The sequence below is a fragment of the Streptomyces sp. NBC_00683 genome, from assembly GCF_036226745.1.
Taxonomy (GTDB): Bacteria; Actinomycetota; Actinomycetes; order Streptomycetales; family Streptomycetaceae; genus Streptomyces.
In genome coordinates this window covers 7982841-8009299 of sequence record NZ_CP109013.1, presented here as the reverse complement: position 1 = coordinate 8009299, position 26459 = coordinate 7982841, and the positions used below count along the sequence as shown (strand labels likewise).

Genomic DNA, 26459 nt, shown 5'->3' with positions numbered 1-26459 from the left:
ACGTCCGGAGACCACGCTCCGCATCCTTGGCAACTGAGGAGATGCTCGCCGCAATGACAGCAGAGTCGATACCCAAGCCGGACAGCCTGCACGGCGCCGAGCAACCTCGGAACCGCACATGGCACATGAGGGCCAGCAAGGTCGTCAGCTATGAAGTCGTCTTGTTGGCCGGCCTGTTGGACCCGTCCCAGCCGGCTCTGGCCGTGGCGTGCTCACCGGACGGCGGCGGGCCGGGCCGTCAGCTCATCGTGATCGACTCGACCGTGTACGCGCTGTACGGACGCCGGATCGGCGCCTACTTCGCCGCGCGGGGAGTCGAGCACGAGTTCTGCGTCGTCGAGGCGCACGAATCCGTGAAGAGCATGGACGCGGTCTTCGAGATCGTCGCGTCCATGGACGCGTTCGGCGTGCCGCGGCGGCGGGAGCCGGTCCTGGCCGTGGGGGGCGGCGTACTCACCGACCTCGTCGGTCTCGCGACCAGCCTGTACCGGCGGTCGACCCCCTACATACGGGTGCCCACCACCCTCATCGGCATGGTCGACGCGGCCGTGGGCGCCAAGACCGGGGTCAACTTCCGTGGGCACAAGAACCGCCTGGGCACCTACCACCCTTCGGCCGTGACGCTGATCGACCCGGGGTTCCTGGCCACGCTCGACCCCCAGCACATCCGCAACGGGCTGGCGGAGATCCTGAAGATAGCCCTGGTGAAGGATGCTTCCCTCTTCACGCTCCTCGCCGAACACGGCGGACGGCTGGTCAAGGAACGGATGCAGTCGGGCGACAGCGACGACCGGGGAGCCGCCGGGGCCGAGGTGATACGGCTGGCGATCCAGGGCATGCTCGAGGAGCTGCAGCCCAATCTCTGGGAACACCAGTTGCAGCGGCTCGTCGACTTCGGTCACTCCTTCTCCCCCAGGATCGAGATGGAGGCGCTTCCCGAGCTGCTGCACGGCGAGGCCGTCTGCGTGGACATGGCGTTCAGCGCGGTGCTCGCGTACCGCAGGGGTCTGCTCGACGACAACGACCTGTCGCGGATCCTCCGTGTGATGAACGACTTGGGGCTGCCGACCTGGCACCCCGTCTGCACACCGGACCTCATGGCCGAGGCACTCGAGGAGACCGTCAAGCACCGGGACGGCCGGCAGTTGCTGCCGCTGCCCGAGTCGATCGGCGGCGCTCGTTTCGTCGACGACGTCACGCGGGCCGAGCTGGACGCGGCGCTGGCGGAGATCCGGCGGATCAGCGGCAGTGCCGGCGCACTCGCCGCGATGTCGGGAAGCAGGGGTGCCTGAGTGGACGGGGTGAGCGCGGTACTGCTGGCGGGCGGTGAGGGGCGGCGCATGGGCCCCCTGGGGGCGGGCCGGTCGAAGCCGCTGGTCCCGTTCGGCGGGACCAGCCGCCTGATCGACTTCAGCCTGGACAACGCCCGCCGTTCGGGCTTCCGCGAGGTGCTGCTCCTGTCGCAGTACGAGGAGCGGCGGCTCATGGACGACCTGCACACCGTGTGGAACCGGACCCCTGGTTTCCGGGTGCACTTCGGACCGTACGACGAGGCCTACCGCGGTGCGCCCTCCGGACTGCCCGACACCCTGCCGGACCGGACCGGACCCCGCGAACGCGGCACCGCCGACGCGCTCGTGAGCAAGGAGAAGCACATCTTCGGGGACGGTGTGTCCGAGGTCCTGGTGCTGCACGCCGACCACGTCTACCGGTTCGACTACGGCGAGATGATCCGGCAGCACCGGGCGGACGGAGCTGCCCTGACGGTGTCTTTCCAGCGCATCGAGCGGCGCTACGTCCACCTCTTCGGCATGGTGGAGTTCGACGCGTCGGGCAACCTGACCGGCTTCGTCGAGAAGCCGCCGCAGCCGACCAGCGACCTGGTCTTCGCGGCTTTCTGCGTCTTCGACGCCACAGTCGTACGCCGCTATCTGAAGCAGCTCGAGGGAACTTCCTGGCAGCACGACATCAGCCGGGACGTCATTCCCGCGATGCTGGCCGGCGGGGAGCGGATCCGCGGCTTCGAAGTGCGGGACTACTGGGAGGACATCGGCACCGTCGACCGCTACCACCGCGCGCACCGCGGACTGTTGCGCGGGAAGCCGACCCTGCCTCTGTCCGATCTCCCGCTCACCGTCCGGCCCGAGGTGGCACGGCGGTTGGTGACGGAGGAACCAGGCGTCCGGCACAGCATGGTCCCGGCCGATCTGGTAAACCGGGGGCTGCTGGAGGGCAGCGTCGCCTACCCCGGGGTACGGATCGGAGCGGGCGCCCGGGTGCGCGACTGCGTCCTGCTGCCCGGAGCCGAGGTGGCGGCCGGCGCGGAGCTGGAGTCGGCGATCGTCCTGGAGGACGGAACGGTTCAGTACTGCGGCGACGACGCACCGGCAGGGGGTGCCGGGGCATGACGGCAGAGAGCATCACGGTGGGCGGTCCTCAGGTCCATGTCGTGGCGGACCTCGGCGGGACGACGCTGCGGATCGGCCGCGTCACCGGGGGCAGCTCCCGGGTGGAGGACGTCCGCCGGATCGCCACCGAAGGGCTGGGGCGTTACGGGACGTTGTCGGCGCAGGCCCTGCAGGACCGGGTCATGGAGCAACTGGGAGCCGAGCTGGCGGCGTACCTCGAATCGCCTTCCGGAGCCGGTGCGAGCGCGGTGGGGGTCTCGTTCGCGGGGCCGATGAGCCGCGACGGAGTCGTGCTCGCGGGCCCCACGCTGTGGGGCGGCGACGCGGAGCCGCTGCCGGTCGCGCGCCTGCTGACACAGCGTCTGGGTCTGCCGGTCCTGGCCGCGAACGACATCACCGCGGCCGCGTGGCGGTACGCGGCCGTCGAAGCTGCGCCGTTCTGCCTCATCACGGTCAGTTCGGGCATCGGCAGCAAGGTGTTCCGCCACGGGGAGGTCCTGATCGACGAGGCCGGCCACGGTGGCGAGATAGGCCACTGGCGCGTCGACCCGAGCGACAGCGCCCCGCCGTGCGAGTGCGGCGGTCGGGGCCACCTGGGGGCGATCGCGTCCGGGCGCGGCGTCCTGCTGGGGGCGCGCCGGGCAGCGGCCGAGGATCCCGGCGGGTTCGCCCGCTCGGTGCTCGCCGGGCCTGCGGGGAACCGGCCCGAGGGTGTGACGAACGAGGCGCTCGCCGCGGCGATCCGGGAGGGCGACCCCTTCGCGACCGCGGTCCTGCGTACCGCACTCGTCCCGCTCGCATCCGCGGTCAACTGCATCTTCACCGCGATCGGCATCCGCAGGTACCTGTTCATCGGAGGCTTCGCCATCGCGGTGGGGCAGCGTTTCCTGACCTTGCTGGGGGACGAGCTGACGAGACTCGGATGCTTCGGGCTCAGCGACAGCGAGACACGGGACATGCTCGCCCTCGGCGCCGCGGACGACGACCACTGCCTGATCGGGATCGGGCAGATGCTGGCCCGGACCCTCCCCGCATCGGAGGTGACGGGTGCGCACACTCATCGTCGGTAGCGGATTCGTGGGGCGCGCCCTGGCCCATGACGCCGTGCGCGCGGGCGGGACGGCCCTGCTCGCCTCGCGCAACCCGCCGGAGGCGAGGGACGACGGTCTGCCGCCTCCTGACTGGACCCGTCTGGACATCACCGAACCCGGTGCGTTCCGAGAGGTTCTCGGCCGCTCGGGCGCCGACGCCGTCGTGCTGGTGCACGGGCCGTCGGACGTCACCTGGTGCACACAGCATCCGGATGCCGCGATGGCGGGGCACGCCGGCGCGGCCATGGAGGTGGTCGAGGCTGCCGGGGACCGGCGCGTCGTGCTGATCTCCACCGACAACGTCTTCGACGGCGCGTCCGGGACGCCCGACGAGACGACACCCACCCGGCCCGGAAACACCTACGGCCGGGCGAAGTTGGCGGCGGAGAAGATCGTGTCCGACGCCGCGGACGCCACGGTGCTGAGGGTGAGTCTGATCTACGGCTGGGAGCCGGCCACGGTGCCGAAGTGGCTGAACTTCTTCGCGTCCTGCGTGCACAAACTGCGGGCGGGCCTGCCGGTGGAAGCGCCCTTCGACCAGTGGACCACTCCGGTGCTGCTCGACGACGTGGTGACGGTGACGGCCGCCCTCACCCGGGCGGATTCCGTTCCGCCCCTGCTGCATCTCGGCGGTCCCGAGGAGATCTCGCGGGCGGACTGGGCGGCAGTCATCGCCGCTGGGCTCGGGGTCACCGGGGATCTGGTGGTGCCCGTTCCCCGGGCCGGAGGCCGGTACGCGGACCGTCCGGCCCGCTCCTGCCTGGCGAGCGGTCTGCTGTCCGTCCATCCCAGCACTGCGGGGCTGACGGTGCGGGGCGTGCGCGAGGGCACCCGTTTCCTCCTGGAACGGGCCGCGCGGACGGCGGGCCGGTGACGCGCGGACACACAGGTCCGGCGCGACCGGGAACGAGGCATGACATGGATCCACGACGAGGAGTGCGTGTGGTGGCAGAGACGGGTTCGGGCGACGGTACGCGGGCGGACGGCGCCGCGGTGGGTAAGGAGCCCGCGGTGCCCGGTGCGCGCCGCGTCGACCACATGGCACTGACCGTGCCGGATCTGGACAGCGCGGTCGACTTCGCGGTCCGGGCACTGGGCGGTGAGCTCGTCTACCGGCTTCCCCCGCTGGCCCATGACGACGACTGGATGCGCGAACACCTCGACACCCACCCCAGGGCCAGTACGGAGATCGCGCTGGTACGGCTGGGGCCGACGACCAACCTGGAGCTGTTCGCCTACCGGTCGCCCGACCACCGGGCGACCCCACCGCGCCCCCACGATGTCGGCAGCACCCGTCTCGCCCTGCGGGTCGACGACGTCGACGCGGCGTCAGCGGCACTGCGGGAGCGGGCCGGCTCGCTGCCCCTGGGCCCCGTACGCACCGTCCCCGAGGGGCTCCCCGACGCGGGCGTCCGGTGGGTTCTGCTGAGCACTCCTTGGGGCCAGCCGGTCGAGCTGCGCTCCGTCCCGGACCCGCTGCCGTACGAGAAGGACACCTCGGCACGCCGGTTCGGCCCCTGCCCGGTCTGGAGCAACCGCGACGACGGCGTGACCGCCCCGTCCGCCCTTCCCGGTGCCCGCAACCTCGACCATCTCGCGTACACCGTCGCCGACCTGGACGAGGCCGAGACGTTCTTCGTCGACGTCCTCGGCGCGGAACCGCTGTACCGCCGCACGGTCGCACTCGACGACCCCGAGCTGGCGGCGGCCCTGGGCGTGCCGCCCGGAGGCCGCCTGGACCAGGCGGCGCTGCGCATGGGGCCGACCGACACCATCGAGCTCCACTGCTACCGGGACGCCTCCGGCGGGCGGCGCCGTCCGCCGCGCAACAGCGACGTGGGGGGCAGCCACCTCGCCCTGTATGTCGACGACGTCGACGCCGCCGCCTCCTACCTGGGCAGCCGACCCGGCTGCACGGTGCTGGCAGAACCCGAGACCATCGAGGAGGGCCCCCTGGCCGGGGACCGGTGGGTGTACGTACGCACCGGGCTCGGCCTGTACATCGAGATGGTGCGCATGCCCGACGGTTCGCTGCCCTACGAGCTCGCCACCGAGGCACGGCGCCGGGCGACCGGCAGAGCCCGGTGGTGGGACCGTTGAGGGTCGCCCCGCCGGACGAGGTGCGAAGAGCCCGGATCGCGACCTCCGCCATCTTCCTGGTGGTCGGCAGCGTGTTCGGCGGGTGGGTGTCACGGGTCCCCGACATCAAGGCGCACGTACATGCGGACAGCGGGCCGTTCGGTCTGGCCCTGCTGGGGATCGCCGTGGGCGCGGTGGCCGCCCGTCCGTTCGCCGCGGTGTTCGTGGCCCGCTACGGCAGTCTGACCGTCACCCGGCTGACCGCCGTGTTCTGCTGCGCCTCGCTGATCGCGCCGTCGCTCGCCGTCGACGCGGTGACGCTGGGATGCGCGCTGGCCCTGATGGGGGCGGCCCTCGGCTCCGTGGACATCGCCATGAACGCCCACGCCGTGGCGGTGGAACGGCTGTACGGACGACCGGTGATGTCGTCCTTCCACGGTCTGTACAGCATCGGCGGACTACTCGGGGCGCTGGCGGGGGGCGGTGCGGCAGTTTCGGGACTGTCGCCGTCGGCCCACTTCACCACGGCCGCCGTGCTCACCGGCGGCACGGCCCTGCTCGTCTCCACGTGGCTGCTGCCTTCCCCGCCCGACGATCCCTCGGCCGGGCACCGCCGCCGGAAGGGCCTCACCCTGCCCCGCGCGGACCGCCTTCCCCTGATCCTGCTCGGGATCATCGGCTTCTGCAGCCTGGCGGCGGAGGGGGCCGTGGGCGACTGGGGATCGATCTACCTGCACGAGGACCTCGGTTCGTCCGTCGGGCAGGCTTCCCTCGGCTTCGTGGTCTACTCGCTGGCCATGGTGGCGGGCCGACTGCTCGGGGGCCGTGTGCTGGAGCACTGGGGCGAGTGGCGGGTCATCACCTGGATGACCGCCCTCGCGGGGACCGGTTTCCTGCTGGCTCTGCTGGCCGCGCACACCCTGGCCGCCCTGGCCGGTTTCCTGGTCATGGGCTTGGGCCTGTCGCTGGTCCTGCCCGTGGTCCTCTCCAGGGCCGGCGAACTGGGCCGTGGCAGCGAGGGACTGGGCATCGCGGTGGTCTCCAGCATCAGTGGCATGGGCCCCATCGTGGTGCCGCCGGTGATCGGGTTCCTCGCCGAAGGGGTCGGCCTGCCCGCCTCGCTGGGCACCCTCAGTGCGCTCGCCCTCGTCGCAGTCGTCCTCATGCAGGTCGTCCGGCGCCTCGCTCCGGCGCCCCCTCATCAGCACGACAGTCCCGTATCCGACGCCCGACCCGAAGGACCCGCAGTGTCTTCTCTGATCCCCGTCGACCCCGTCGTCCTGTCAACCGCCGTGGTCACCACACTCGCGGTGGAATTCGATCCGCAGGCCCGTGAGGCCAGCATCTTCTACTGGGAACGCAGCCTGCCGCACCGCCGGGCCGTCGTCGAAGCGGCCGAGCGGATCCAGGACACCGCCGTCAGCGGCCTCGTCCGCGCACTGAGGGACGCACCGGCCGATCCGGCCGTGCACCGCTCCCTGCGCGAACGGCTTGCCGAACTCTCGCGGGCGGGCGGTGAGCCGGGCATCGACGACCTCTTCACGCACGCCTGGCGGGCGGAGTCCAATTCCCGCCTGGGGTATCACCTGGGCCCGGGCTACGACGGATCGCGTCCCGGCGGCGACATCACCGCCGAAGGGCTCAGCGGCCGCCCCGGCGGTGCCGTCGCCGGCGGAGGCGATGCGGAAATCCTCGTCGTCGTGCCCTTCCGCGACCGGGGGACGGGCCGGCGGCTGCGCAATCTGCTGGCCTGTCTGATGTCCCTGCGGGACCAGTCCGCGCCCAGGGCGTCCTACCGGGTGATGGTGGTGGAGACCGACGAGACCCCGCGCAGCCGCGCCGTCATCACCCCGTACATCGATCACTATCTGTTCGCGCACAAGACCGGCCACTTCAACAAGTCCTGGGCGGTCAACGTCGGGGTGGTGAACGCGCCGTTCCGCCCCGAGGCCGTCTGCATCCTGGACGCGGATGTCCTGGCCGACCGCGACTTCATCGCGCGTAACGCGGAGCGCTTCCGGCACAGCGGCACGATGGGCCACCTCAGTTACCGGGACATGTGGTGCCTCGACGAGGCCTCGACCTCCCGCGCCATCACCGAGCGACTGTGGGAAGGGGCCCCGGAGGCGGACGCCGGTCACCTGCGCGCGTTCGTCCTGCGGCGGCCGCCCGGCTGCTGCGTCTGGGTGCGCACGAGCGCCTTCCACCGTATCGGGGGCATGGACGAACGCTTCGAGGGCTGGGGCGGCGAGGACAACGACTTCGCCTACCGGATGGACACGCACTCGGCGTTCGACCACTACGACGATCCGCTCCTGCACATGTACCACCCCTCCTCGGCCGTGCTGCGCGAGGACGGCGAACTCCTCAACGCCCATATCCCCGCGCTCACCTGGAAGGCGTCGTCGGCCATCGGCGACCTGAATCGCTTCGCCGCGCCGAAGGACGCCGGACCGGTCGCCGACGCGGAGGAACAGCCGGCCGGGACCCCCGCCGGCTGAGCGGACCCGCGTGGCCGCGAAGACCGCACCCGTACCGAACCAGAGTCGAATCGAAGGGCAGAGAGCCATGGTGAGCAGCGTCCCCGTTCTGGACCTGGACGAGTGGAGCAAGGCGGGCCGCAAGCGCCGCGCGGAGATCGCCGAGGAGCTGGATGCCGCTCTGCGGCGGACCGGGCTCTTCCTCCTGCGCGGTCACGGGGTCCCGGAGGAGCTGACCCGTCGGATGCGCCTCGAAGGGCGCGCGTTCTTCGGCCTGCCCACGGAGACGAAGGGCCGGTACGCGGTGAGCCGCCCCTACGACAACGGGTACCGGGGTCTGGGTGCGCTGGAGGTGGGCGCCATCGACGGCAATCCCGGGACACCGGACCTGCACGAGGCCTACCACGTCGGCCCGTCCCACAGGACCGGCGAGGAAGCGTTCGACACGCTGTACTACCCGGAGAACAAGTGGCCTGCGGAACTGCCCGAACTGCGCGACGTGGCACTGGAGTACACCGAGCACATGACGCGCATCTCCCTGGAGGTGCTGGAGGTGCTGGCGGCGGTCCTCGGGCTGCCCCGTGATCACTTCACCGGGCAGTCCACGCGCGCGACCTGGACGCAGAACGTCAACTGGTACCCCTCGCTCCGCACGGTCGGCAGCGTGCGGGAGGGACAGATGCGGGTCGGCCCGCACACGGACTTCGGCACCCTGAGCCTGTTGGACCGCCAGCAGGGGGTAGGGGGTCTGGAGGTCTGGAACGAGGAGGACGGCTGGTTCGCGCCGCCGTTCGAGGCGGGCACGCTGGTGGTGAATCTCGGGGACCTGATGAACCTGTGGTCGGACGGCCGTTGGCGTTCGCTGCGGCACCGGGTGCTCGCGCCCAGCGACAAGGCGCCGGACGAGGAACTCGTCTCGCTCGTCTACTTCTTCGAAGCCGACCCCGACGCGGAGATCGTTCCGCTCGCCGCCCCTGTCGGTGGCGGCGAGCGGATGAGCCCGGTGATCGCCGGTGAGTCGATCCTGGAGAAGGTGGGGGTCACCCTCAACCTGCCGGGGTGACGGCTGCCGGGCGCAGGGCACCGCCCGGGAGGTGTCAGGGGGCGGGGGCGTCGGTCCGCACGGGTAGTTCTCCCCAGACCGACCTTCCGTCCCGGTCCGTGACCAGCACCGCCAGCGTCCCGGCGGGGGCGGACGGCACCCGGCCGGAGAACTCGTCGGCGTCCGCCTTCAGCGCTACGGCGTCGGCGCCCGGCTGGGCCGGCACGATCTCGACACGGCTGGTGTTCTTCCCGCGCCACCGCACCTCGACGCCGTCCGCGACGCGGTGGGCGGATCCCTGGGCGGCGTCGAACTGCGCGCCGGTACCGTCCTGTTCCTCCCTCTCGACAACCGCGCGGACGGCCGGGGTGGCATCGGCGGGCCGGGTACCCGCGAGGCATGCGGCGAACACCGCCAGGAAACGTCCGGCCGCCGCCTGCCAGGTGAAGCTCCGGCCCACCTCTGTCGCTCGGGCCCGCAGGGTGGCGATGCGGTCCGGATCGTTTTTCCACAGCCTGAGCATGCGTACGAGCCCCAGGTGAACGGCCTCGGTGAGCAGGTCGTCGTCCACCCGGAAGGAGCGTGGCAGGGCCAGCCCGGTGGCGTACTCGGCGACCGGATCGGTCCGGTGGAGGAAGTGACGCATGCCCCGCTGCGCGGTCGCGACCGGGATGGAGCCGCAGGCCATCGCCTCCCCCATGGCCATCAGGAAGGTGTCCATCTCGAACTTGGACGGGAAGACGCAGAAATCGCTCGCGGCGGCCCAGTCCTTCAGTTCGGGGTTCCCCATGGGGCCGGTGACGGCGCGGACCAGCTCCGGGTAGTCACGCGCGAGTGCGTCCAGGTCCTCGTCGTTCGGGGGGCTGGGGGCGAGGCAGTGGAGCAGCACGTTGCAGCGGTCTCCCCCGTCCAGAAGCCGGCGGATTCCCCGGAACAGCTCCTTCTGCCCTTTGTGCTGCACCGAATAGCGCGCGTTGTGGTAGATCGTCGGCAGCGCCGGATCGAGCCCCAGACCGGTGAGGGTCCGCTCGCGGCGCTCGTCGGTGCGCGGCACGTCCAGCCACTCGTCCCCTATGGCGCAGCCCCCGACGACCAACTGGTCGGTCCGCGACCTGAGTTCCCGCCGGACGGTCAGCTGCTGGAACAGTTGCTCGAAGGGTGTCTCCGCCTGGGTCAGGGCGTGGTCCAGCTGCCCCTCGGACAGGAAGTCCATCGCTTCGACGGAGCGGATCACCAGGCCCAGCATGGTGATGTAGTCGTGGCCGGGCCGCTCCGGATAGTCCTGGTACAGAAGTGTCTGCGGAAGGAATCCCCGCATCGCCCGGTCCAGATACGAGTCCAGGGGCGGATCGGCGAGGCCGTCGGCCACCGAGGTGTCGGATCCCAGGTGGGCGAGGACGCCGCGGACTTCTGGGCCGTAGACCTTGGTATTGACCGCCATGTTGGTCTGCACGGTGGATACGACGTGGAAGCCGTGACCGGCCAAAAGGCCGGGCAGGAGGTAGTGGTAGAAGGGTTCGTGCAGGTGGATGACCGTGTCGGCGGGTATTCGGTCCCTGACGTAGCGGGCCGCCACCACCTGGAACACGAGCGGTTTGAGGGCCGCGGGGTCCTTGCCCCGGAGTTCCTGGGGCGGGTAGAAGGATTCGGGGTACTGGTCGAGCAGCTCGCTGCTCAGCAGAACGATGTCGATGCCGTCCACGGTGATCCGGTGAGCGCGGGCCGAGATGTGCAGCGTCAGCACTTCGGGGAAGCCCGGCCACTGCGACGGATCCAGTGCGATCGGGACATCGTCTTCGATCCGCCAGTCCAGATCGACGACTTCGTGCTTCTCACGGAGGACGGGGAGCAGTCCGTGCGCAGCGGTCACGGCCCCGACCTGGTGCCCCGCGTCCCTGAACTGCCGGGCGAGATTCCAGAGGTAGACGGATGTGCCGGCCTTGACGAGATGGTCGTCGAATCCACTGAACTCGAAGTGACACTCTGTGATGCGCAACTGTCCGCCTTCGTCTCGTGCGAGTCGTCGGATGCGCCGACGCCCGGTCAACCGGTACCGGGCATCGGCTCTTCGCATTCAAGCAAACGTGCGGCGCGCTCAGTTGCCGCTTCCCGAGGCCAGTCCCGAGCGGTCGGCATCGCGGTGCGGCTTCTCCTCGACGGGTGCCGGAGCAGTCGGCCCGGGGGGACGCAGGGCGGCCGCGCCGAGCACCACGAACAGGATCAGGAGCGCGGGAATGCCCAGGGCCACGGGGAGTCCCGTGAAGGTGCTGACGCCGCCGATCACCAGGGGGCCGATGAGGAAGCCGACGTACCCGAGGCTGACGACGAGGGACAGCGCGGCGCCGGCACGTGCGGGATCGCGCTGCCCCGCGGCCGAGTAGACCTGCGGAGCGATGCAGGACATCCCCGCGCCCAGGCACGCGAACCCGATGACGCCGGCGACCGGGTGGCCGATGAGCAGGGCAGCGGTCATGCCCACCGAGGCCAGCACTCCGCAGCCGCGGACGAGTTGCACGGGCCCGAACCGCTCGGCGAGCCGGTCGCCGAGCAGCCGCCCGATCGTCATGGTGACGGAGAACGCCGCGAACGCGGCTGTGGCGAACGCCGGTGTGCTGCCGAGGCTCTCGTGCAGGTAGACGGCGCTCCAGTCCGCAGCGGTGCCCTCCCCCACCAGCGTGCACATGGCCAGCGCGCCGAGGAACAGGAGGTAGAACGAGCGTGAGACGCCCCCGCCACCGGTCCCGGCCGCAGGCCCTGGCGGTGTCGCCGGTACGTCCTGCGGCAGGGCCCACACAGCGGCCCACACGGCGAGCAGCACCACACCGGCACCCACGGCGGCGAAGGTGACCTCCGGGCTCACGTCCTGATGGGCGAAGAGCCCGCCGATCGCGGCACCCAGGAAGCCGCCGATGCTGTAGACGGCGTGGAACGACGACACGATCGGGCGGCCCCAGGCGCGCTGGACCTCGATCCCGTTCGCGTTCATCGCGATGTTCAGCGTGCCGTGGACGAGGCCGAAGAGAAAGAGCGCCGCCATGAGGGTGACCAGCGTCGGCATGAATGCGGGAGGGATGAGCAGCAGCCCTTCGAGGAGGGCCGTCGGCACCATGACCCGCGTGCTCCCCCATCGGTCGACGAGTCTTCCCAGGCCCATCATTCCGGCGATGGCGCCCACGGCGAAGGCCAGCAGGGCGAGGCCGAGCAGTCCGTCACTCAGTCCGAGGTCGCTCTTGATCGCGGGGATACGACTCGTCCAGCAGCCGAGAGCTGTGCCGAACAGCAGGAACAGCAAGGACGTGGCAACACGCCCTCGCACCAGTGAGCCACGTGTTTCCGGCTTCGGGTTCACGCGAGGAATCTCCATCCGTTGAAGCGCCTGTGCGGCTGCTGTCCTGCTCCGTGGCTCCGGTTGTCCGCCGGTGCGTCTTCCTCGCACGGAGAATTCCGCAGATCGGTTCCCACGGCTCCGAGGGGCGCCCGGTCACAGGGCACCCCTCGGTCGGTGACGGGTGTGGCTCGTCAGCCGGCCACCCAGACGCTGAGCGTCACGAAGTCGCCGAGGCTGGCACGACTCGAACTGCCCGACACCTGGTTCGGTCCACCGGTGCAGTCCTCGTCGGCGAACAGCGCGGCGCTCGTGGTGTGGGTGTTGATGGCCGATCGCGCCGGGACGACCCATCCGGACTCGTCCAGATTTATGCAGGTCCCCCCAGGGACCAGGGAGCTGAGGGTGATCCTCTCCCCCGTGAAGTTCTCGCCCGAATACAGACAGAGGGTCTTGCTGAACTCACAGTCCGCCGCACTCGCGGAGGCGGGTGCCGCGGCCAGTCCCACCAGGGTGACCATCGAGGCCGCCACCGTGAGGGTGCTCAGGTACCGCTTCTTGCGGCCGTCGGTCCCGGTGGCCTTCACGGCTGCATTCTGACTACGTCGCTCGAACAAGACATTCCTCACGGTCAGGTGCCCGAAAGGGCACTGATGTCGATTCTTCGGCACGTCACGGCCCCGTCCCGGGGCCTTCGCACCAGGGATATCGCGCTCACCACGACCCACGTCCGGGCAGCGTCGGCGAGCGCGTCCTTGCCGTCCTCACCCGCGCGGAAGCCACCTTGCGGAATGCGGCTCCGGGCAGTCGTGAAGGCCACGACCGCAGCGAGAGCGACGAGCGCGTGTGGGGTATTCGGCCGGCCCCCGAAGTGCGGGACCGGAATCGGCCCGATCCAGAAAGAGAGCGCTCTCCATCCCTGTCCCCCAACCTTAGAAAGTTCTCCTACGAGTGTCAACGACGCTCAGTGGTAAGCGAGTTGGCGTCACCTGAAGGGTCGATGCACCGAAAAGCCGAGACCCCTCGCGCGCCCTGCTCATGTGCGAACCGAGTTGCTCGCTCGGGACTCAGGACGTGGCGCCGGTGTACCTTTTCACTCCCTGGCTGAACATGATCATCGATAGCAGGACAAAGCATGCGGTCACCGCCAGCCCGACGGGCAGCGCCACCAGAGGATCGGGCCGAGTCAGCGCCTCGGCGGGCAAGGTGATCATTCCGGCGAGCGGAATCACGTAGGTGACAATGCTTCGCAGATGGCTTCCGTAGACACCCGCGGGGTATCTTCCGACGTCCCACAGCGAGGCGGTCAGCGGAGCAAGTTCGAAGCGCCCCGCCCAGAAGCCCAGGCTGGCCACCATCACGGAGATCGCCCACGAGATGGCGACCGCACAGCCGGTCAGGATCACGGCCACGACGGTGTTCACCGGTCCGGGGGCCGCGGGAAGGCCCCGGACCCCGGCGACGAGGATGCCGACCCCGAGGAGCGCCTGCCCGAGGGCGAGCGGCGCATGCTCACGGTTCGTAGCGGTGAACCAGCTCGGCGCCGGCCGCAGCAACGCCTCGTCGAGCGTGCCGTCCCGGATCGTGCCCACGAACTTCGTCAGGCTGGGGTCGATCAGGGCCGCCCTGATCCCGGAGACCAGCGCGAACACGCCGATGAGGACGAACATCTCCGACCTCGTCCAGCCCGCAAGGGCGCCTGTCCGGTCGAAGATGACCAGCGTCGTCGCCAGGACCGTGCCGATGCCGACAATGGACTGGGCAAGGTCGAAGACGAAGTTGACACGGTGCGTCAGAGTCCGCCGGAGCGACAGGGAGAACGTGGCACCCAGCAGGAGAAGCAGCTTCATATCAGCCGCCGACCGCCGCGTACCTGTTCAGACCTCGCCGCCACAGCACCAGCGAAATGGCGCCCATCACCAGCAGCCAGCCCACCTGCACGATCGCCCCCATCAGCAGACGTTGGCCCGACTCCCCCGCAGCAGCGTCGGCAGGCAGGCCGATGATCGAATAGAACGGAAGCCCTCGGGCCAGGGCGCTCCAGAAGGACGGAAGTAGATCGACCGGAATCGCGTTCCCCCCGAGCATGTAGAGCAGGGTGGTACCGAACGCCGTGATGGCATGCACCCGCTCGGTCCAGAAGGCGGTCAGTGCGAGGCACCACATGAAGAGGAACCGCAGGAATCCGGCTCCCAGCCACAGTGGTGCGGCCACCAGCAGCGCACCCGCGTCGAAGGACACCGTCAGCACCGAGGCAACCAGCGCGACGACCGGCAGGGTGATCAGAGTGATCCAGGCCCGGATCGCGATGTTCTCCCCCAACGGCAGCAGAACGGCCGGCTGGGGTTTGACCAGTTCGCCCGCCAGAGTGCCCTTGTAAATGCCCTGCGAGAAGGTGTGATTCTCGAAGGACGCGGTGGAGGCGACGATGAAAAGGACCGCCAGATAATACGTGGAAACGCGGCTGGAGTCCGGGAAAACGGTTCGCCACACCGCCAGTCCGATGAGTGGCGGAAGGATCTGTCCGGCAGCCAGGGCGACAGCGAACCACCACGATCCCGACCAGGTCAGGAATTGGCGTGCGATGTTCAGCCATAAGAGCCTGAGCAGCCGGGTCATCGAGGCGTCGCCTCGTCGGCGCGGTAGATCTCGTCCATCAGTACGTCCAGTGGGGCTTCCTTGATGCTCAGGTCCAGAACGGTGGTCTCGGCCAGCAACCTTCCGATGGTGTCGGCCACCTGCTCCCGGGCGACACTCAGCTCGTATCGCCCGTCGTTCCGCGTCGCTCGGATCCCCGGAGGCAATTCGACGCCCTCGGCAAGCCACACCTCGATGAGTTTGTCGTGCTTCACCCTGGCGGTCAGCCCAGGGAGCCCACCGTCATAAACCTTCCGCCCGTGATTGATAAGCACCACCCGCGGGCAGAGTTCGGCCACATCGGTCATGTAGTGGCTCGTCAGGATCATGGTGGCTCCCGTCTGAGCCACGTACTTGCGGAGAAAGGCACGGGTCTGCACGGCGGCCGACACGTCCAGACCGATCGTGGGCTCGTCGAGAAAAAGCACCTGCGGACGGTACACAAGGGCCATCGCCAGGCCCGCGCGCATCCTCTCACCCAGCGACAGGGCGCGCACCTGCCGATTGAGGAGTTCACCGATACCAAGCAGTTGCACCAGTTCGTCGAGGTTCTCCTGCAACTGCCCTTCGGGCACGTCGTAGACCAGAGCCTGATAGCTCAACGAGTCCATGACCGTCAGCTCGGGTGCACCGCCCAGGGGTTGACTGCCCCTCACCAACGCGATTTGACGCAAGTGTTCCGGTTTACGGTCGAAGGGATCCCGGCCGAGGACCCGGGCTTTCCCGTGCGTGGGTTTGAGAATTCCGGCGAGTATTTTCATGAGTGTGGTTTTACCCGCCCCGTTCGGACCTATCAGTCCGATCGATTCACCCATTTCCACCCGAAGGTCGATCGAGCCGATAGCTTCGATATCTTTCGTCTGCCTCCGCCAGAGACTTCGAAAGGCTGCCCCGAGGCCCGCATCGCGAACCGGAACCTGGTACGTCATCGAGAGCTCGCCGGCTTCAATGCACTGTGTGGTCTCAATCACGGTCCGATCATACGAGTCCACCCGATCACGAACAACCCACTGTACAAATAACCCACCGGCCGCACGCATTCATAACCTTTACTTCCTAATCGACTCAACCGCCCCCGGGTCAATTCGGCAGGTTTCGTCATCACCTTACCTCGCATAAATTCCAAAGCGTAAAATAAGGAGCAAAATATTCAATTGGGGACACAGTGCATCCAAACGATGCTTGACAGTTATACGTCGCGTGGGGTCTGATACGCAGAGAGCGCTCTCTGTGTTGAATTGCCTCGTCCTGATACAGCGACAGGGGATCAAACTGTGGAATTACGCCAGCTCGCCTACTTCGTCACGGTTGCAGAGGAACTGCATTTCGGTCGCGCCGCCAAACGACTGCATGTGGTGCAGCCGGCCGTCAGCCAGCAGATTCGCAAACTCGAAAGAACACTGAAGGTCGCGCTGTTCGAGCGCTCGACGCGATGGGTGCACCTCACGGAGGCGGGCGAGGATCTCCTGCCCTGGGCGCAGAGAGCACTTCGGTCCGTGCAGATGATCGAGCTCGTCGCCGCAGGCCATTCCCCTCTGGCCGACACGGCCCTTCGCGTCGCCGTACCGACGGGCAGTCAGGGAAGCCTCCGGGTCGCCCTGGCCAATCTGAGGGACAGCCGTCCGGAGATCCAGGTGGACGTCTTCGAGGTGCCGGAAAGCGTCCGGTCCGACCTGGTCCGCGACGGAACCGTCCACGCCGCCCTGCTGGAAGCCCCTGCGGCGGCCCCGGGCCTGGCCTTGCACCGGCTCCAGTGGGGCCCTGTCACCGTGGGCATACCGAAACCCCATCCGCTGGCAGGCCGCAGACAGCTGCTCCCGGACATGCTCGGCAAACTTCCGATGAGGCAGGCACCGACGCAGTTCCACACGGTGCTCCAGGAGTTGGTGACCGACGCCTGCCACCGTGCGGGACTGCAACCGGCGGCCTCCTTGCTCTCCCGCTCCATCTCCGAGGCGCTCCAGAGCATCTCCACGAAACGCGATTCCTGGACCGCCGTGCCGGATGACTGCGTGAACCGCTCGGACTACCCCGAGGTCGAGTTCCGCTCACTGGATGTGGGAGGCCTTGCGTCCCCGCCGGTCATGCTGACGCGAAAGGTGCTCTCGGAGTCGCTGCAGGCGCTGCTGAAGGTCGCGGCCGCCGAGCCCCTGCCGGCCTGACACCCGGCCGCACACTCCGTCACCGTCCCGAACCTGACAGACCCTCCCGTCCGCAGTCACCGCTCCGCCCACCAGCAGCGACGTCCCCGCCCGGGCAACCTCGACCGACGTAACTCAGAGTCAGAATTCAGAGCCATTCCTTCTGAATGCACGCAAGAGGCCTGCGGGCACTCACTCCGGTATTGACCACCCGTCGAAACGGTGTTTACAATTTCGCCGATGTCAATGGATCCGGCAAGAAATATTTTGGCTTATGTGGCATCGGGCGGTGCGTTCACCACGTAAGAGAATACCGGCGCCGATCATATCGCCGTCCGTCATTCCGGTGACCGGGGTCCAGCAGTTCCAGCGCGCTGACTGCATATTTCATTCCGACTTGCGGGGCGATTACATAGATGGACATCAGCGTTGTCATCCCCACACGCGACAAGGCAAGGCACCTCGAACGGACGCTGGAATCCCTGACACTGCAGGAACTACCCAACGGCACCTACGAGATCATCGTCGTCGACAACGGATCGACCGACGAGACCCCCGACGTCATCGACAGGTACCGCCGGCTCGACCCCCGCGTGCGCTCCGTCACCGTCACCCAGCCCAACCGGGCCCTCGCCCGCAACTCCGGCATCGCCGAAGCGACCGGAGAAATCGTCCTGTTCATCGACGACGACTGCATCTGCCCACGCACCCTGCTCCACCAACACCTCGCCCAGCACCGGAAATCCACCGACAACACCGTCGTACTCGGAGCCAGGCGCGAAGTGTTCTCCCTGCTCCCCGTCGACGACACCCTCACCGAAGCCATCAAGAACGCCAGCACCGGACTCGACCCCAGACTCACCTCGACACCCACTTACCAGAACGTCTCCCTCTGGGACATCTGGGACATCCGCCACAGGATCGACACCATCGAAGCCGCAGCCGGCATGCACGACAAAGCGGCGCGCGCCGAGCACCTGGACCTCATAGCCGAGGGTGGCAGTGTGGCGCCCTGGCTCAGTTTCCTGACGTGCCACGTCTCCGTTCCGATCGAACTGTGCCGGTCGGTGGGTTCCTTCGACGACCAGTTCCTCGGATGGGGCGAGGAGGACACCGAACTCGGATACCGCTTGTGGCAGACAGGCGCCTCGTTCGTCGCCCTTCCCGGAACCCCGGTCTATCACCAGGTGCATTCCCGGCCTGATTCCGATGACAACCAGAGCTGGTTCGTCAATTACGTCCGTGCCACCGAAAAGCATCCCAGCACCGATTGGTACCTGCGATGGCGAGTGTCCCTCCGCTACATCTCGCACATCGACTACGAGGACATCCTGCGCGAGGTCATGGCAGGTGATGTCCGCCGCAAGGCCCATATCAAGCGCCAGTACGACACGTTCGTGCGCTTCTGGCCGTCCATGAAATATGGCGGGACCCGCGGGACTGCCGGTGAATCGGCGACCCCGACGCGACGGTGAGAGCGGTTGAATATTCCATTCCTACTTGCGGGGCGATTACATAAATGGACATCAGCGTTGTCATCCCCACACGCGACAAGGCAAGGCACCTCGAACGGACGCTGGAATCCCTGACACTGCAGGAACTACCCAACGGCACCTACGAGATCATCGTCGTCGACAACGGATCGACCGACGAGACCCCCGACGTCATCGACAGGTACCGCCGGCTCGACCCCCGCGTGCGCTCCGTCACCGTCACCCAGCCCAACCGGGCCCTCGCCCGCAACTCCGGCATCGCCGAAGCGACCGGAGAAATCGTCCTGTTCATCGACGACGACTGCATCTGCCCACGCACCCTGCTCCACCAACACCTCGCCCAGCACCGGAAATCCACCGACAACACCGTCGTACTCGGAGCCAGGCGCGAAGTGTTCTCCCTGCTCCCCGTCGACGACACCCTCACCGAAGCCATCAAGAACGCCAGCACCGGACTCGACCCCAGACTCACCTCGACACCCACTTACCAGAACGTCTCCCTCTGGGACATCTGGGACATCCGCCACAGGATCGACACCATCGAAGCCGCAGCCGGGAACTGGCCCACCACGCCGGCCAACGATGAGCATCTGGATGTCATCGCCCGGGGCGGCAGTGTGGCGCCCTGGATCAGCCTGACGAGCTGTCACTGTTCGGTACCGATCGAACTGTGCCGGTCGGTGGGGTCCTTCGACGAGCAGTTCCTCGGATGGGGCGAGGAGGACGCGGAGCTGGCCTATCGCCTGTGGAAAGCAGGCGCTTCATTCGTTGCTCTGCCTTCGGTGCCCGTCCTGCACCAGGCTCACCCCCGGCCCCGGAAGACGAACACACAGAGCTGGTACCTCAACTATGTCCGGGCCTCGGAGAAGCACCCCGGCACCGACTGGTACCTGAGGTGGCGGGTGTCCGTGGGTTACTTGACACCGCTGCAGTACGAGAGCACGCTCCGCGACGTCATGGGGGGAGACACCCGGCGTGAGGCCGCAATCAAAAGGTCGTACGAGACGTTCGTTCGGGTATGGCCGTCCATCAAATACGGTGCACTGCTGAAATCCGGAGGCGGCGGCAAATCACCGGTGTGATCCTGATCGAAGCAGGCTCTGGATGCGCACTCATGCGGTTTCTGTCAGGAGAAACGGACGTTCACATGCCGAATAGTTTTGTCGCGACGGTGCTGCGGAAGTTCGGGGTGATCGCCGAGGAGTCCGAGGGGTACCTCGAGTCCCGGTCGGGCGCGGGCATCCACCCCGTGCGTACGGCCGACGGGCAGTCCGCCTTCCTCAAGCTCACCCCCGCCGCACAGGGACCGGACGCCTTGGCGGCAGCGCGGCGGGAGTTGCTCTTCTACCAGCGTCTCGCGCCGAGCGCCCCTGTGCGCTCGCCGGAGCTTCTCACCTCCGCGGACACCGAAGACGGCCTGGCCATCCTCCTCGCGGCCGCGGGCAAGCCCTTGCCCGTCACCGCATGGACGCCGGGCATGTGGGCGGCTCTCGGCCTCGAACTGGCCGCCCTGCACGGCATGCCTCTCCCGGCGGATGCCGGCCCGGGCCGGCCCGATGCGCTGCGGCAGGCCATGGCCGAGCCCGATCTGCCGGCGATCGAGGCCTTCTGGGCCCCGACCCTTCCGCTGCTTGCCGAGATCGTCTCCCGGCGTGCCGAGCTGGAGCGGCAGTCGGAGGCACTCCCAAGGGTGTTCATCCACGGTGACTGCCACACTGACAACATCACGCACTCCGGCGAGTCACTGGTCCTTCTCGACTGGCAGGTATCGGGCTCCGGCCGCCCCGTGTCCGACCTGGCCTTCCTCAACGTCCGCGCCGTGCCTGCCGGGGTGACCGCCCCGCCGGAGTTGCTCGACGCGTACCTCAGTGGCTGTCCACACGATCGCCGCACGCTGGAGCTCGCCCTGCTGGCCGAAGAGCTCGCCGTCTTCGTCTTCCAGTGGCCGCCCTTCGCTGCCTACAACAATCCGACGGGAATCGATCGCGTCCGGCAGCGGACGCGTGACCTCTCCGAGCGGTGGTTCGATGCTCGGAACGAGGCGGGAGGAAAACGCTGACATGAAGCTGCTCTTTATGCCCTACGCCTCGACGTCCGGGACCTGGGGATCCACCGTCTACCTCCTCGCGATCGCGCGGGCGGCCCGGCAGCGCGGCCACGAGGTCCTGTTCCACGCATGCGCCCCGAGTTCACGGCTGCTCGTCGAGAACGGATTCGAGGTCCGCGACTTCGAGGGCGCCACCGGCCCCGACCCGGACGCTCGCGGTGCCATCCGCGACATCTACGACGTCTTCACCACTCTCGGCCTCGACCGGCCCGACTACTGGCGCCATCTCCTCGAGATCGAACGCGATGTGATCGAGGACGTACAACCTGACGTCGTCATCGCTGACATGCGTCCCACCGCGGCCATTTCGGCCCGACGCTGTGGTGTCCCTACCGTGGGGCTTGCCTCGATCGGAACCGATCCGCGTCTGCAGAAGCGGCCGGAGGACCAGGCTCTCGACGAACTCGCACGGGAGTCGGCCCGTCCCTACCTGGGCGACACGGTCGAATCCCTGCCTGATCTCCTGTTCTGGTCGGCCGACCGGAAGATAGCCACCAGCTTCGCCCAGTTCGAGCCCGAACTGAGCGATGTCCCGGGCATCCGGTACATCGGGTACCTAGACGGTACGAACCGCCGAGGGCTCGGCGACCTGCCGCCCCGGCCCGAGCGTCTGGTACTCGCATACCTGAGCACCGTGGGATGGAACTCGGACACCATGGTGCGTTCGCTCGCGCGCAGCGCCGAACTCGCCGGCGTTCACGTCTGGTGTGTCACCAACGCCAACGGCCGGATGGTGGACGTCGGCGATCATCTCCGCCTCTTCGACTACCTTCCGCTGGACGAGCTGCTCCCCGAATCCGACGGGCTGCTTTTCCACGGCGGGCAGGGAACGGCGCTGGCCTCCCTCTTTCACGGTATCCCGGCCATTGCCTGCCCCGGCCAGAACTACGAGCGCCAGTACAACGCCGATCGCATCGAAGGCCTGGGGTGCGGTGTGCACGCCTCCGTCATGGACCTGCGACCGCGGACGCTCTCCGGACTTTTCTCCCGGATAGTCGATGACCCGGGAGTCCGGACAGCTGCCCGGTCGGCGCAAGCGCTGCTGCGTGCACTGCCCGGAAGTGCGGGCGCGGTCGATGTCATCGAGAGCAGGCGGCCCTAGGACTTGTCCGGCCGATCATGTTCGGAGCCGGATAACGAGGGCTATGGCGGTGGTGGCGAGTACACGTAGCGGCCTTTGTCGTAGCCGGTGGCCCTGTCTAGCGTCAGTTGACGGTTGTTGGTCTGACGTCGCGTGATGCTTGACCTCTGACCTAGGCGGTCAGCCTTCCAACTGGTCGAAGGTCTCCACTGCGGAGCGGAAGTCCTGTTCCGAGAGGGCGGGGTTGATGAGGACGACGAAGTCGGAGAGAGCACTCTCGGACGGGGTGCCGTCGTCGTTGACGCTGTCGGGTTCGTCCTCCCAGGCAATCAAGTGGATCATTACCGAATTGCAGCCCACGGGCAGATCGCACTGGACTGTTCCCGGCCACGCTTCGGCGCCCACCGCCTCGATGCCGCTGAGCCACACCTGTCCCGACGAATGGAGAAGGTAGGCGTCCGAGGTGACCAGGCGGTGCCTGCTCTCCCGCTCTGTCAGCTGCGCGAGCAGTCCGACGCCGCCTATGCGGACCAGCACCCCGAAGGCACCGTCACTTCGGATGTTGATGGGAACGAGGGCACCGGTACGGATATGCCGTTCAACGTCCTCGTCCTCGCCGAGCTGGGGTTCCCAAGTGTCGTAATCGACGATGCCGGTGAAGTGCTGGGGATCCCACAGAGCGAGCATTCCAGCATCGGTTGCCACCGTGGACACGGTCTCGACAGTGGGCGGTGAAGCAGTCATCGGGGAATCCTGCCACGTGCGACCACAGCTCGCGGCTTGCGGCTTGCGGCTTGCGGCGACGCGGTCACCTTTGGCCGGCCTGGCGGAGTTCGGTGACTGTGCAGCCGAACCCCTTTTTCAGGCGCCTGGCCAGGTGGGCTGTGTCTCGGATTCCCCAATGCTCCGCGATCGCCGAGGCCGACCGGCACCGGAGGGCGGGGTCGCTCAGGTCTCGGTGGATGCGGCGAAGGCGCTCGTGCAGCAGCCAGGCCTGGAAGGTGCGTTCCTCGCCCTGGAAGAGCTGTTGCAGTCGACGTAAGGAGATGTGGTGGGCGCGGGCGACGGCCGTGCCCGTCAACTCCGGGTCACAGATATTGGCCAGGGTGTACTCCATGATCCGTTCAAGGAGGGAGACTCCAGGCAGTTCAACGCTCTCGGCCGAGACGTCGGCCAGGGCGCTGATCAGCAGGCCGGTCAGCGCGTCGGCCATCGAGCGCGCGGCGCGGGGGGCGGCGAGGGCGTCGAGGTGGTCACCTGCATCGGACAGCACCGCGGCGCACAGGGCACGTACCCCCGCGTCCGTGGGAACGCTGGTCCCACTGCGCCGGGTCAGGGCCTGGGCGTGCGGGCCGAGGAGATCCCGGGGCATACCGAGGACGACCACTTCGCACTGGTCGGGAAGGACCAGCGTGTAGGCGCGGCTCGTGTCCAGGGCGAGCAGTTCGCCGGTGGCCACCCGGCGCTGCGGTCCGTCCTGGCTGACCAGGGCGCTACCGCGGCGGTGGAGGGTGACCTTGAATAGGTCGGGGTCGGTCGAGGACATGATGCGTGGCCCCCGGCGGACCGTGTGCGGGGTGGACCGCACGATGCCCACGCGTACGAGGCCGTCCCCGGCGGATTCGACGCGGGCCCGGAAAGGGTGGGCGTCCGGGGCGGTCACCCGCAGCGGCAGGAGCAGGCCGGACGCCGCGTCCTGCAGTTCCTCGGACCGTGTCATCAACGAGGTCGGCTGCTCGGCTGGCTGCGGGAGCTGCTCGCGGTGGTCCTGACCGCTCTCCAAGTCGCCCGCGATGCCCGCAGTCTGTTCCCGGTCCATGCCTCGTCCCCCTGCTCAGCCGCTCCCAACTCCAGTGAAGCACCGTTGAAACGGTAGAGGACTGCGCTCGATGGTGAAGAGTCTGCGCGCGATGGCGTGGGCCCCTCCCCGTCGCGCCTCTAGCGTTGCGGGAGGCAGAGCGGGCGAGGGCCGGACAAGGGCTGACGTGCTGCCAGATGGCTTGCTTACGGCTGGAGCATGCCGTAGGGAAGCAATCCGGGATCTAAGGGGCAAGCGTGGAACTGTCAGGCCTTTCAGCTCAAGCGGTGTCGATCATTGCGGGTTTCATGGGCGGAGTGGCCCAGAACATGGCAGCACAGGCCCTAACCAATGTTGTTGTTGACCGGCTCCAGGGAAGCGCGTCCGGCGCTCAGGTCTACCTGCGTCTTCAACGAGACCCAGAGAGCGGACAACGTCGGCAGGACGCCATCGATGCCATTGCCGCGGAGGCAGAAGTCGATGACGAGTTCGCGAAGGCACTGCGGGAGGCCGTAGCAGCAGCCCTCGTTGATTCCGGGGGTGCTGATCGCTCGGCCGCCGGAATCACCACGGGTGGCCTCACCACCCGCGATGTTCAAGACTCCAACCTGATCTCTGGCAACCGCAATCGAATCAATCAATCGCGCCGCAACACTAAATTCGGAATCGGCGGGATCATCCTGCTTGCGTTCATCGGTGGCGGCGTGGGGCTCTATGAGACGCTCGAAACGAAGTCGGCGGATCAAGAGTCAGCCCAGCTTGGTACGCAGGAAGGCGAGAGCAAGGCTGACGGGGGAAGTCAGCCCAAGGCGTCGACCCTTGATGAAGCGGCTAGCCATGTCCGCAAGGCGCTCGGGAATTGCGACCAGCTCAGCAAGGCTGGTCCCCTCAACAACGCCAACAAGTACGACCGAGCACAAGGAATCATCCTGAAGTCCGGTTGCGGCACCGACTTCGGTCGGGCAAGCATCACCATGATTGATGTCCTACGGCGCGAGGCTCATCACAAGAAGCATGACCTCGACGCATCCGGGGGCCGCTATTACGGCCAGGGATTCTACCTTGAACTTGATGTTTCGAGCCCAGGAACGGAGCAGGTAAAGGAGTTCAAGGATGCGCTGTTGAGCGCGGGGTACCTCTACCTCGACTGCTCCAAGGGATTCTCTACCTACAGCGGGGTAAAGGTGATCAAGGCTCAGACATCGGGATGCCGCTATACGGACGTCTACTGAAATCCGGTCTATCTCGGCGCTGGGTCAGGCTGACCACCCGCGTTGAAGTACGTCACGACGTCTCCTCGATGGCGAGGGTATACACGTGCGGCTCAGGTCGGCCGAGGCTTCCTCGTCCAGCTGGCCGCAGGCCCCTTGCGTGTGAGACGACGGGTCATCACGGTGATCAGTGAGCCTTCTCCAACCTCACGTTGATGCGTGGTTAAGGACAAGGACGGCCTTCACCACGCTGGTGATGCGGTTCGTGCTGCAGCGGAGCTTCCGCAGGAGTTGCGGACGTCAACCAGTACATAGCCGAGTTGTCGGCCGAGACCGACGAGTACGGACGAGAAGACCCGAGGAGACCGCCAGGTTGTACCAGTCCTCGTTGAGACGCTCGACCAGCCGTGGGGTCTCGTACTGGTGGGAGAACCCACCGACGATGTCCTCGGGACGGTATCCGAAGACGAATGGCATCGTGCCGTCCGGCACGGCGTCCGGGATGACCTCGAGGCCGGCCCGCCGCAGGGGCCGGTACACCTTGCGTTCGCGCTCCTGGGTTCCCATCGGTCACTGTTCTACCAGGGCTAGCACGCCTCGGATCAGCCGCGTGATCGGCCGGACAGGCCCTGGCCGTCTCTGCGGGTGCCGGCGGCCGGGAAACTCGTGAAGTCCAGCAAGGGGGCGAACTCCCCGCCGGACATCGCTTCCCTGTAGTGGCGCCGCAGTGTCGCAATGCCCGGACCTGCGGGTACCGCGAGATCGTCCAGGCACGTCGCATCCACCAGATCGGCCAGTGTCCCGGCGAGCGCGATCCCGTCCGCGGACAGGAGCGTGCTGAGTGGGACAGGCTCACGGGTGAACGGCACGTTCACCTCGGCCGCGATGCGCTCGATGACATCGACGGTGATGGAACTCAGAGCGCCTTCCCAGTCGGGCGGTGTGAACACCCGGCCTTGTCGTTCGACGAGCACAGCGGCGCCGGCGGCCTCGGCCAGGCGGCCTTCGTGGTTGAGGAAGATGGCGTCGTCGTAGCCCGCGGCCTGTGCGGTGATCCGCGCCAGCCGTGTGAGCTGGTAGTTGGCGACAGCCTTGACCTGGGACGGCAGTGAGTCCGGTGCCGGCCGCCGCAGCGAGGAAATCTGCATCCGTACCGTCCCGGGCGCCCGGTCCTCCTGCGCGAAAGCGGCGATACTCAGACTGCACGGACCCGAGTCCTCGGTCAGGGCGGCGCCGAGCGCCATGGGCCGGACATAGGCGACGCGCTTGCCGGTGCTGTCGAGCTCCGCGCGGGCGACCGTTGCCGCCCCTTCCAGGATCTCGCCGACCCCGTACCGCAGAGGGATCCGCAGGACCCGCGCGCTGTGCAGCAGGCGTTCCACGTGTGCGCTGCCGCTCAGCAACCGGACCCGACCGTCCTCGGCCATGTCCGCCCGCATGCCTTCGAAGACGGCGACGGAACGCAGTACGGCGTCCGACATGAGGGGGACGGACACCGACTGCCATGCACGCAGGGCTCCGTCGACCCAGACAGTTCCGTTCTGTTTCGCGCTCAAGATGGTCTCC

The 26459-nt window shown here is 67.8% G+C and carries 23 protein-coding genes and 1 pseudogene; 13 read left to right on the top strand and 11 right to left on the bottom strand.

Annotated elements, in window-relative coordinates:
• Window positions 1-53 precede the first annotated feature (53 nt).
• The 7 genes from OG257_RS34830 (at window position 54) to OG257_RS34800 (ending at window position 9121) form a co-directional block, all read left to right on the top strand.
• Window positions 54-1292 (top strand): sedoheptulose 7-phosphate cyclase, encoded by a 1239-nt coding sequence (locus OG257_RS34830; RefSeq protein ID WP_329214047.1) that lies wholly within the window; start codon window positions 54-56, stop codon window positions 1290-1292.
• Window positions 1293-2408 carry a sugar phosphate nucleotidyltransferase gene (locus tag OG257_RS34825; protein WP_329214045.1) on the top strand — a complete coding sequence of 372 codons (1116 nt, stop codon included), beginning with the start codon at window positions 1293-1295 and terminating at the stop codon, window positions 2406-2408. It begins immediately after the preceding gene.
• Entirely contained in the window at window positions 2405-3478 is a 1074-nt protein-coding gene (locus OG257_RS34820; RefSeq protein ID WP_329214043.1) for an ROK family protein, read from the top strand. Before OG257_RS34825 ends, OG257_RS34820 begins: the two co-directional genes overlap by 4 nt.
• Window positions 3456-4373 (top strand): SDR family oxidoreductase, encoded by a 918-nt coding sequence (locus OG257_RS34815; protein ID WP_329214040.1) that lies wholly within the window; start codon window positions 3456-3458, stop codon window positions 4371-4373. Before OG257_RS34820 ends, OG257_RS34815 begins: the two co-directional genes overlap by 23 nt.
• 71 nt (window positions 4374-4444) lie before the next feature.
• A complete protein-coding gene (locus OG257_RS34810; protein ID WP_329214038.1) occupies window positions 4445-5599 on the top strand; it encodes a VOC family protein in 1155 nt (384 codons plus the stop codon).
• Window positions 5596-8079 carry an MFS transporter gene (locus OG257_RS34805; protein WP_329214037.1) on the top strand — a complete coding sequence of 828 codons (2484 nt, stop codon included), beginning with the start codon at window positions 5596-5598 and terminating at the stop codon, window positions 8077-8079. Before OG257_RS34810 ends, OG257_RS34805 begins: the two co-directional genes overlap by 4 nt.
• Window positions 8080-8146: 67 nt before the next feature.
• Window positions 8147-9121: an isopenicillin N synthase family dioxygenase gene (locus tag OG257_RS34800; protein WP_329214035.1), complete on the top strand. Its 975-nt coding sequence runs from the start codon at window positions 8147-8149 to the stop codon at window positions 9119-9121.
• Between the two features lie 34 nt (window positions 9122-9155).
• Here the strand turns inward: OG257_RS34800 and OG257_RS34795 are convergent, their stop codons facing one another.
• The 6 genes from OG257_RS34795 to OG257_RS34770 all read right to left on the bottom strand — a co-directional run bounded on the left by OG257_RS34795 (window position 9156) and on the right by OG257_RS34770 (window position 16033).
• The gene (locus OG257_RS34795) at window positions 9156-11096 is read right to left on the bottom strand and encodes a glycosyltransferase (protein ID WP_329214033.1); all 1941 of its coding nucleotides are present in this window, start codon (window positions 11094-11096) and stop codon (window positions 9156-9158) included.
• A gap of 99 nt (window positions 11097-11195) precedes the next feature.
• Window positions 11196-12449 (bottom strand): MFS transporter, encoded by a 1254-nt coding sequence (locus tag OG257_RS34790; protein ID WP_329214031.1) that lies wholly within the window; start codon window positions 12447-12449, stop codon window positions 11196-11198.
• 170 nt (window positions 12450-12619) lie between these two features.
• Window positions 12620-13012 (bottom strand): peptidase inhibitor family I36 protein, encoded by a 393-nt coding sequence (locus tag OG257_RS34785; RefSeq protein WP_329214029.1) that lies wholly within the window; start codon window positions 13010-13012, stop codon window positions 12620-12622.
• Between the two features lie 480 nt (window positions 13013-13492).
• Complete coding sequence (locus OG257_RS34780; protein WP_329214027.1) at window positions 13493-14275, bottom strand: ABC transporter permease; 783 nt, start codon at window positions 14273-14275, stop codon at window positions 13493-13495.
• 1 nt (window position 14276) lies between these two features.
• Entirely contained in the window at window positions 14277-15044 is a 768-nt protein-coding gene (locus OG257_RS34775; RefSeq protein WP_329214025.1) for an ABC-2 family transporter protein, read from the bottom strand.
• The gene (locus OG257_RS34770; RefSeq protein ID WP_329214023.1) at window positions 15041-16033 is read right to left on the bottom strand and encodes an ABC transporter ATP-binding protein; all 993 of its coding nucleotides are present in this window, start codon (window positions 16031-16033) and stop codon (window positions 15041-15043) included. The genes OG257_RS34775 and OG257_RS34770 overlap by 4 nt, the downstream gene beginning before the upstream one ends.
• Before the next feature lie 303 nt (window positions 16034-16336).
• Between OG257_RS34770 and OG257_RS34765 the strand changes: the two genes are divergently transcribed.
• The 5 genes from OG257_RS34765 (at window position 16337) to OG257_RS34745 (ending at window position 21905) form a co-directional block, all read left to right on the top strand.
• On the top strand, window positions 16337-17224 hold the full coding sequence (locus tag OG257_RS34765; RefSeq protein ID WP_329214021.1) for a LysR family transcriptional regulator: 888 nt from the start codon (window positions 16337-16339) through the stop codon (window positions 17222-17224).
• A 395-nt stretch (window positions 17225-17619) separates the two neighbouring features.
• Window positions 17620-18678, top strand: coding sequence for a glycosyltransferase (locus OG257_RS34760; protein WP_329214019.1), 1059 nt, complete (start codon window positions 17620-17622; stop codon window positions 18676-18678).
• Window positions 18679-18722: 44 nt separating this feature from the next.
• Window positions 18723-19778 carry a glycosyltransferase family 2 protein gene (locus OG257_RS34755; RefSeq protein WP_329214018.1) on the top strand — a complete coding sequence of 352 codons (1056 nt, stop codon included), beginning with the start codon at window positions 18723-18725 and terminating at the stop codon, window positions 19776-19778.
• 65 nt (window positions 19779-19843) lie between these two features.
• On the top strand, window positions 19844-20755 hold the full coding sequence (locus tag OG257_RS34750; RefSeq protein ID WP_329214016.1) for a phosphotransferase family protein: 912 nt from the start codon (window positions 19844-19846) through the stop codon (window positions 20753-20755).
• Window position 20756: 1 nt separating this feature from the next.
• On the top strand, window positions 20757-21905 hold the full coding sequence (locus tag OG257_RS34745; protein WP_329214014.1) for a glycosyltransferase: 1149 nt from the start codon (window positions 20757-20759) through the stop codon (window positions 21903-21905).
• A gap of 159 nt (window positions 21906-22064) precedes the next feature.
• Here the strand turns inward: OG257_RS34745 and OG257_RS34740 are convergent, their stop codons facing one another.
• The gene (locus OG257_RS34740; RefSeq protein WP_329214011.1) at window positions 22065-22628 is read right to left on the bottom strand and encodes a hypothetical protein; all 564 of its coding nucleotides are present in this window, start codon (window positions 22626-22628) and stop codon (window positions 22065-22067) included.
• A 64-nt stretch (window positions 22629-22692) separates the two neighbouring features.
• Window positions 22693-23703, bottom strand: coding sequence for a helix-turn-helix domain-containing protein (locus tag OG257_RS34735; protein WP_329214009.1), 1011 nt, complete (start codon window positions 23701-23703; stop codon window positions 22693-22695).
• 236 nt (window positions 23704-23939) lie between these two features.
• On the opposite strand from OG257_RS34735, the gene OG257_RS34730 reads away from it, so the two are divergent.
• Complete coding sequence (locus OG257_RS34730; RefSeq protein ID WP_329214007.1) at window positions 23940-24914, top strand: hypothetical protein; 975 nt, start codon at window positions 23940-23942, stop codon at window positions 24912-24914.
• 186 nt (window positions 24915-25100) lie between these two features.
• Here OG257_RS34730 and OG257_RS34725 read toward each other — a convergent pair.
• The 3 genes and pseudogenes from OG257_RS34725 to OG257_RS34715 form a co-directional block, all read right to left on the bottom strand.
• Window positions 25101-25187, bottom strand: a pseudogene (locus OG257_RS34725) (IS5/IS1182 family transposase); the annotation flags it as partial.
• 6 nt (window positions 25188-25193) lie between these two features.
• On the bottom strand, window positions 25194-25460 hold the full coding sequence (locus tag OG257_RS34720; protein WP_329214005.1) for a hypothetical protein: 267 nt from the start codon (window positions 25458-25460) through the stop codon (window positions 25194-25196).
• A 35-nt stretch (window positions 25461-25495) separates the two neighbouring features.
• Window positions 25496-26449 carry an aminotransferase class IV gene (locus OG257_RS34715; protein ID WP_329214003.1) on the bottom strand — a complete coding sequence of 318 codons (954 nt, stop codon included), beginning with the start codon at window positions 26447-26449 and terminating at the stop codon, window positions 25496-25498.
• Between the last annotated feature and the right edge of the window lie 10 nt (window positions 26450-26459).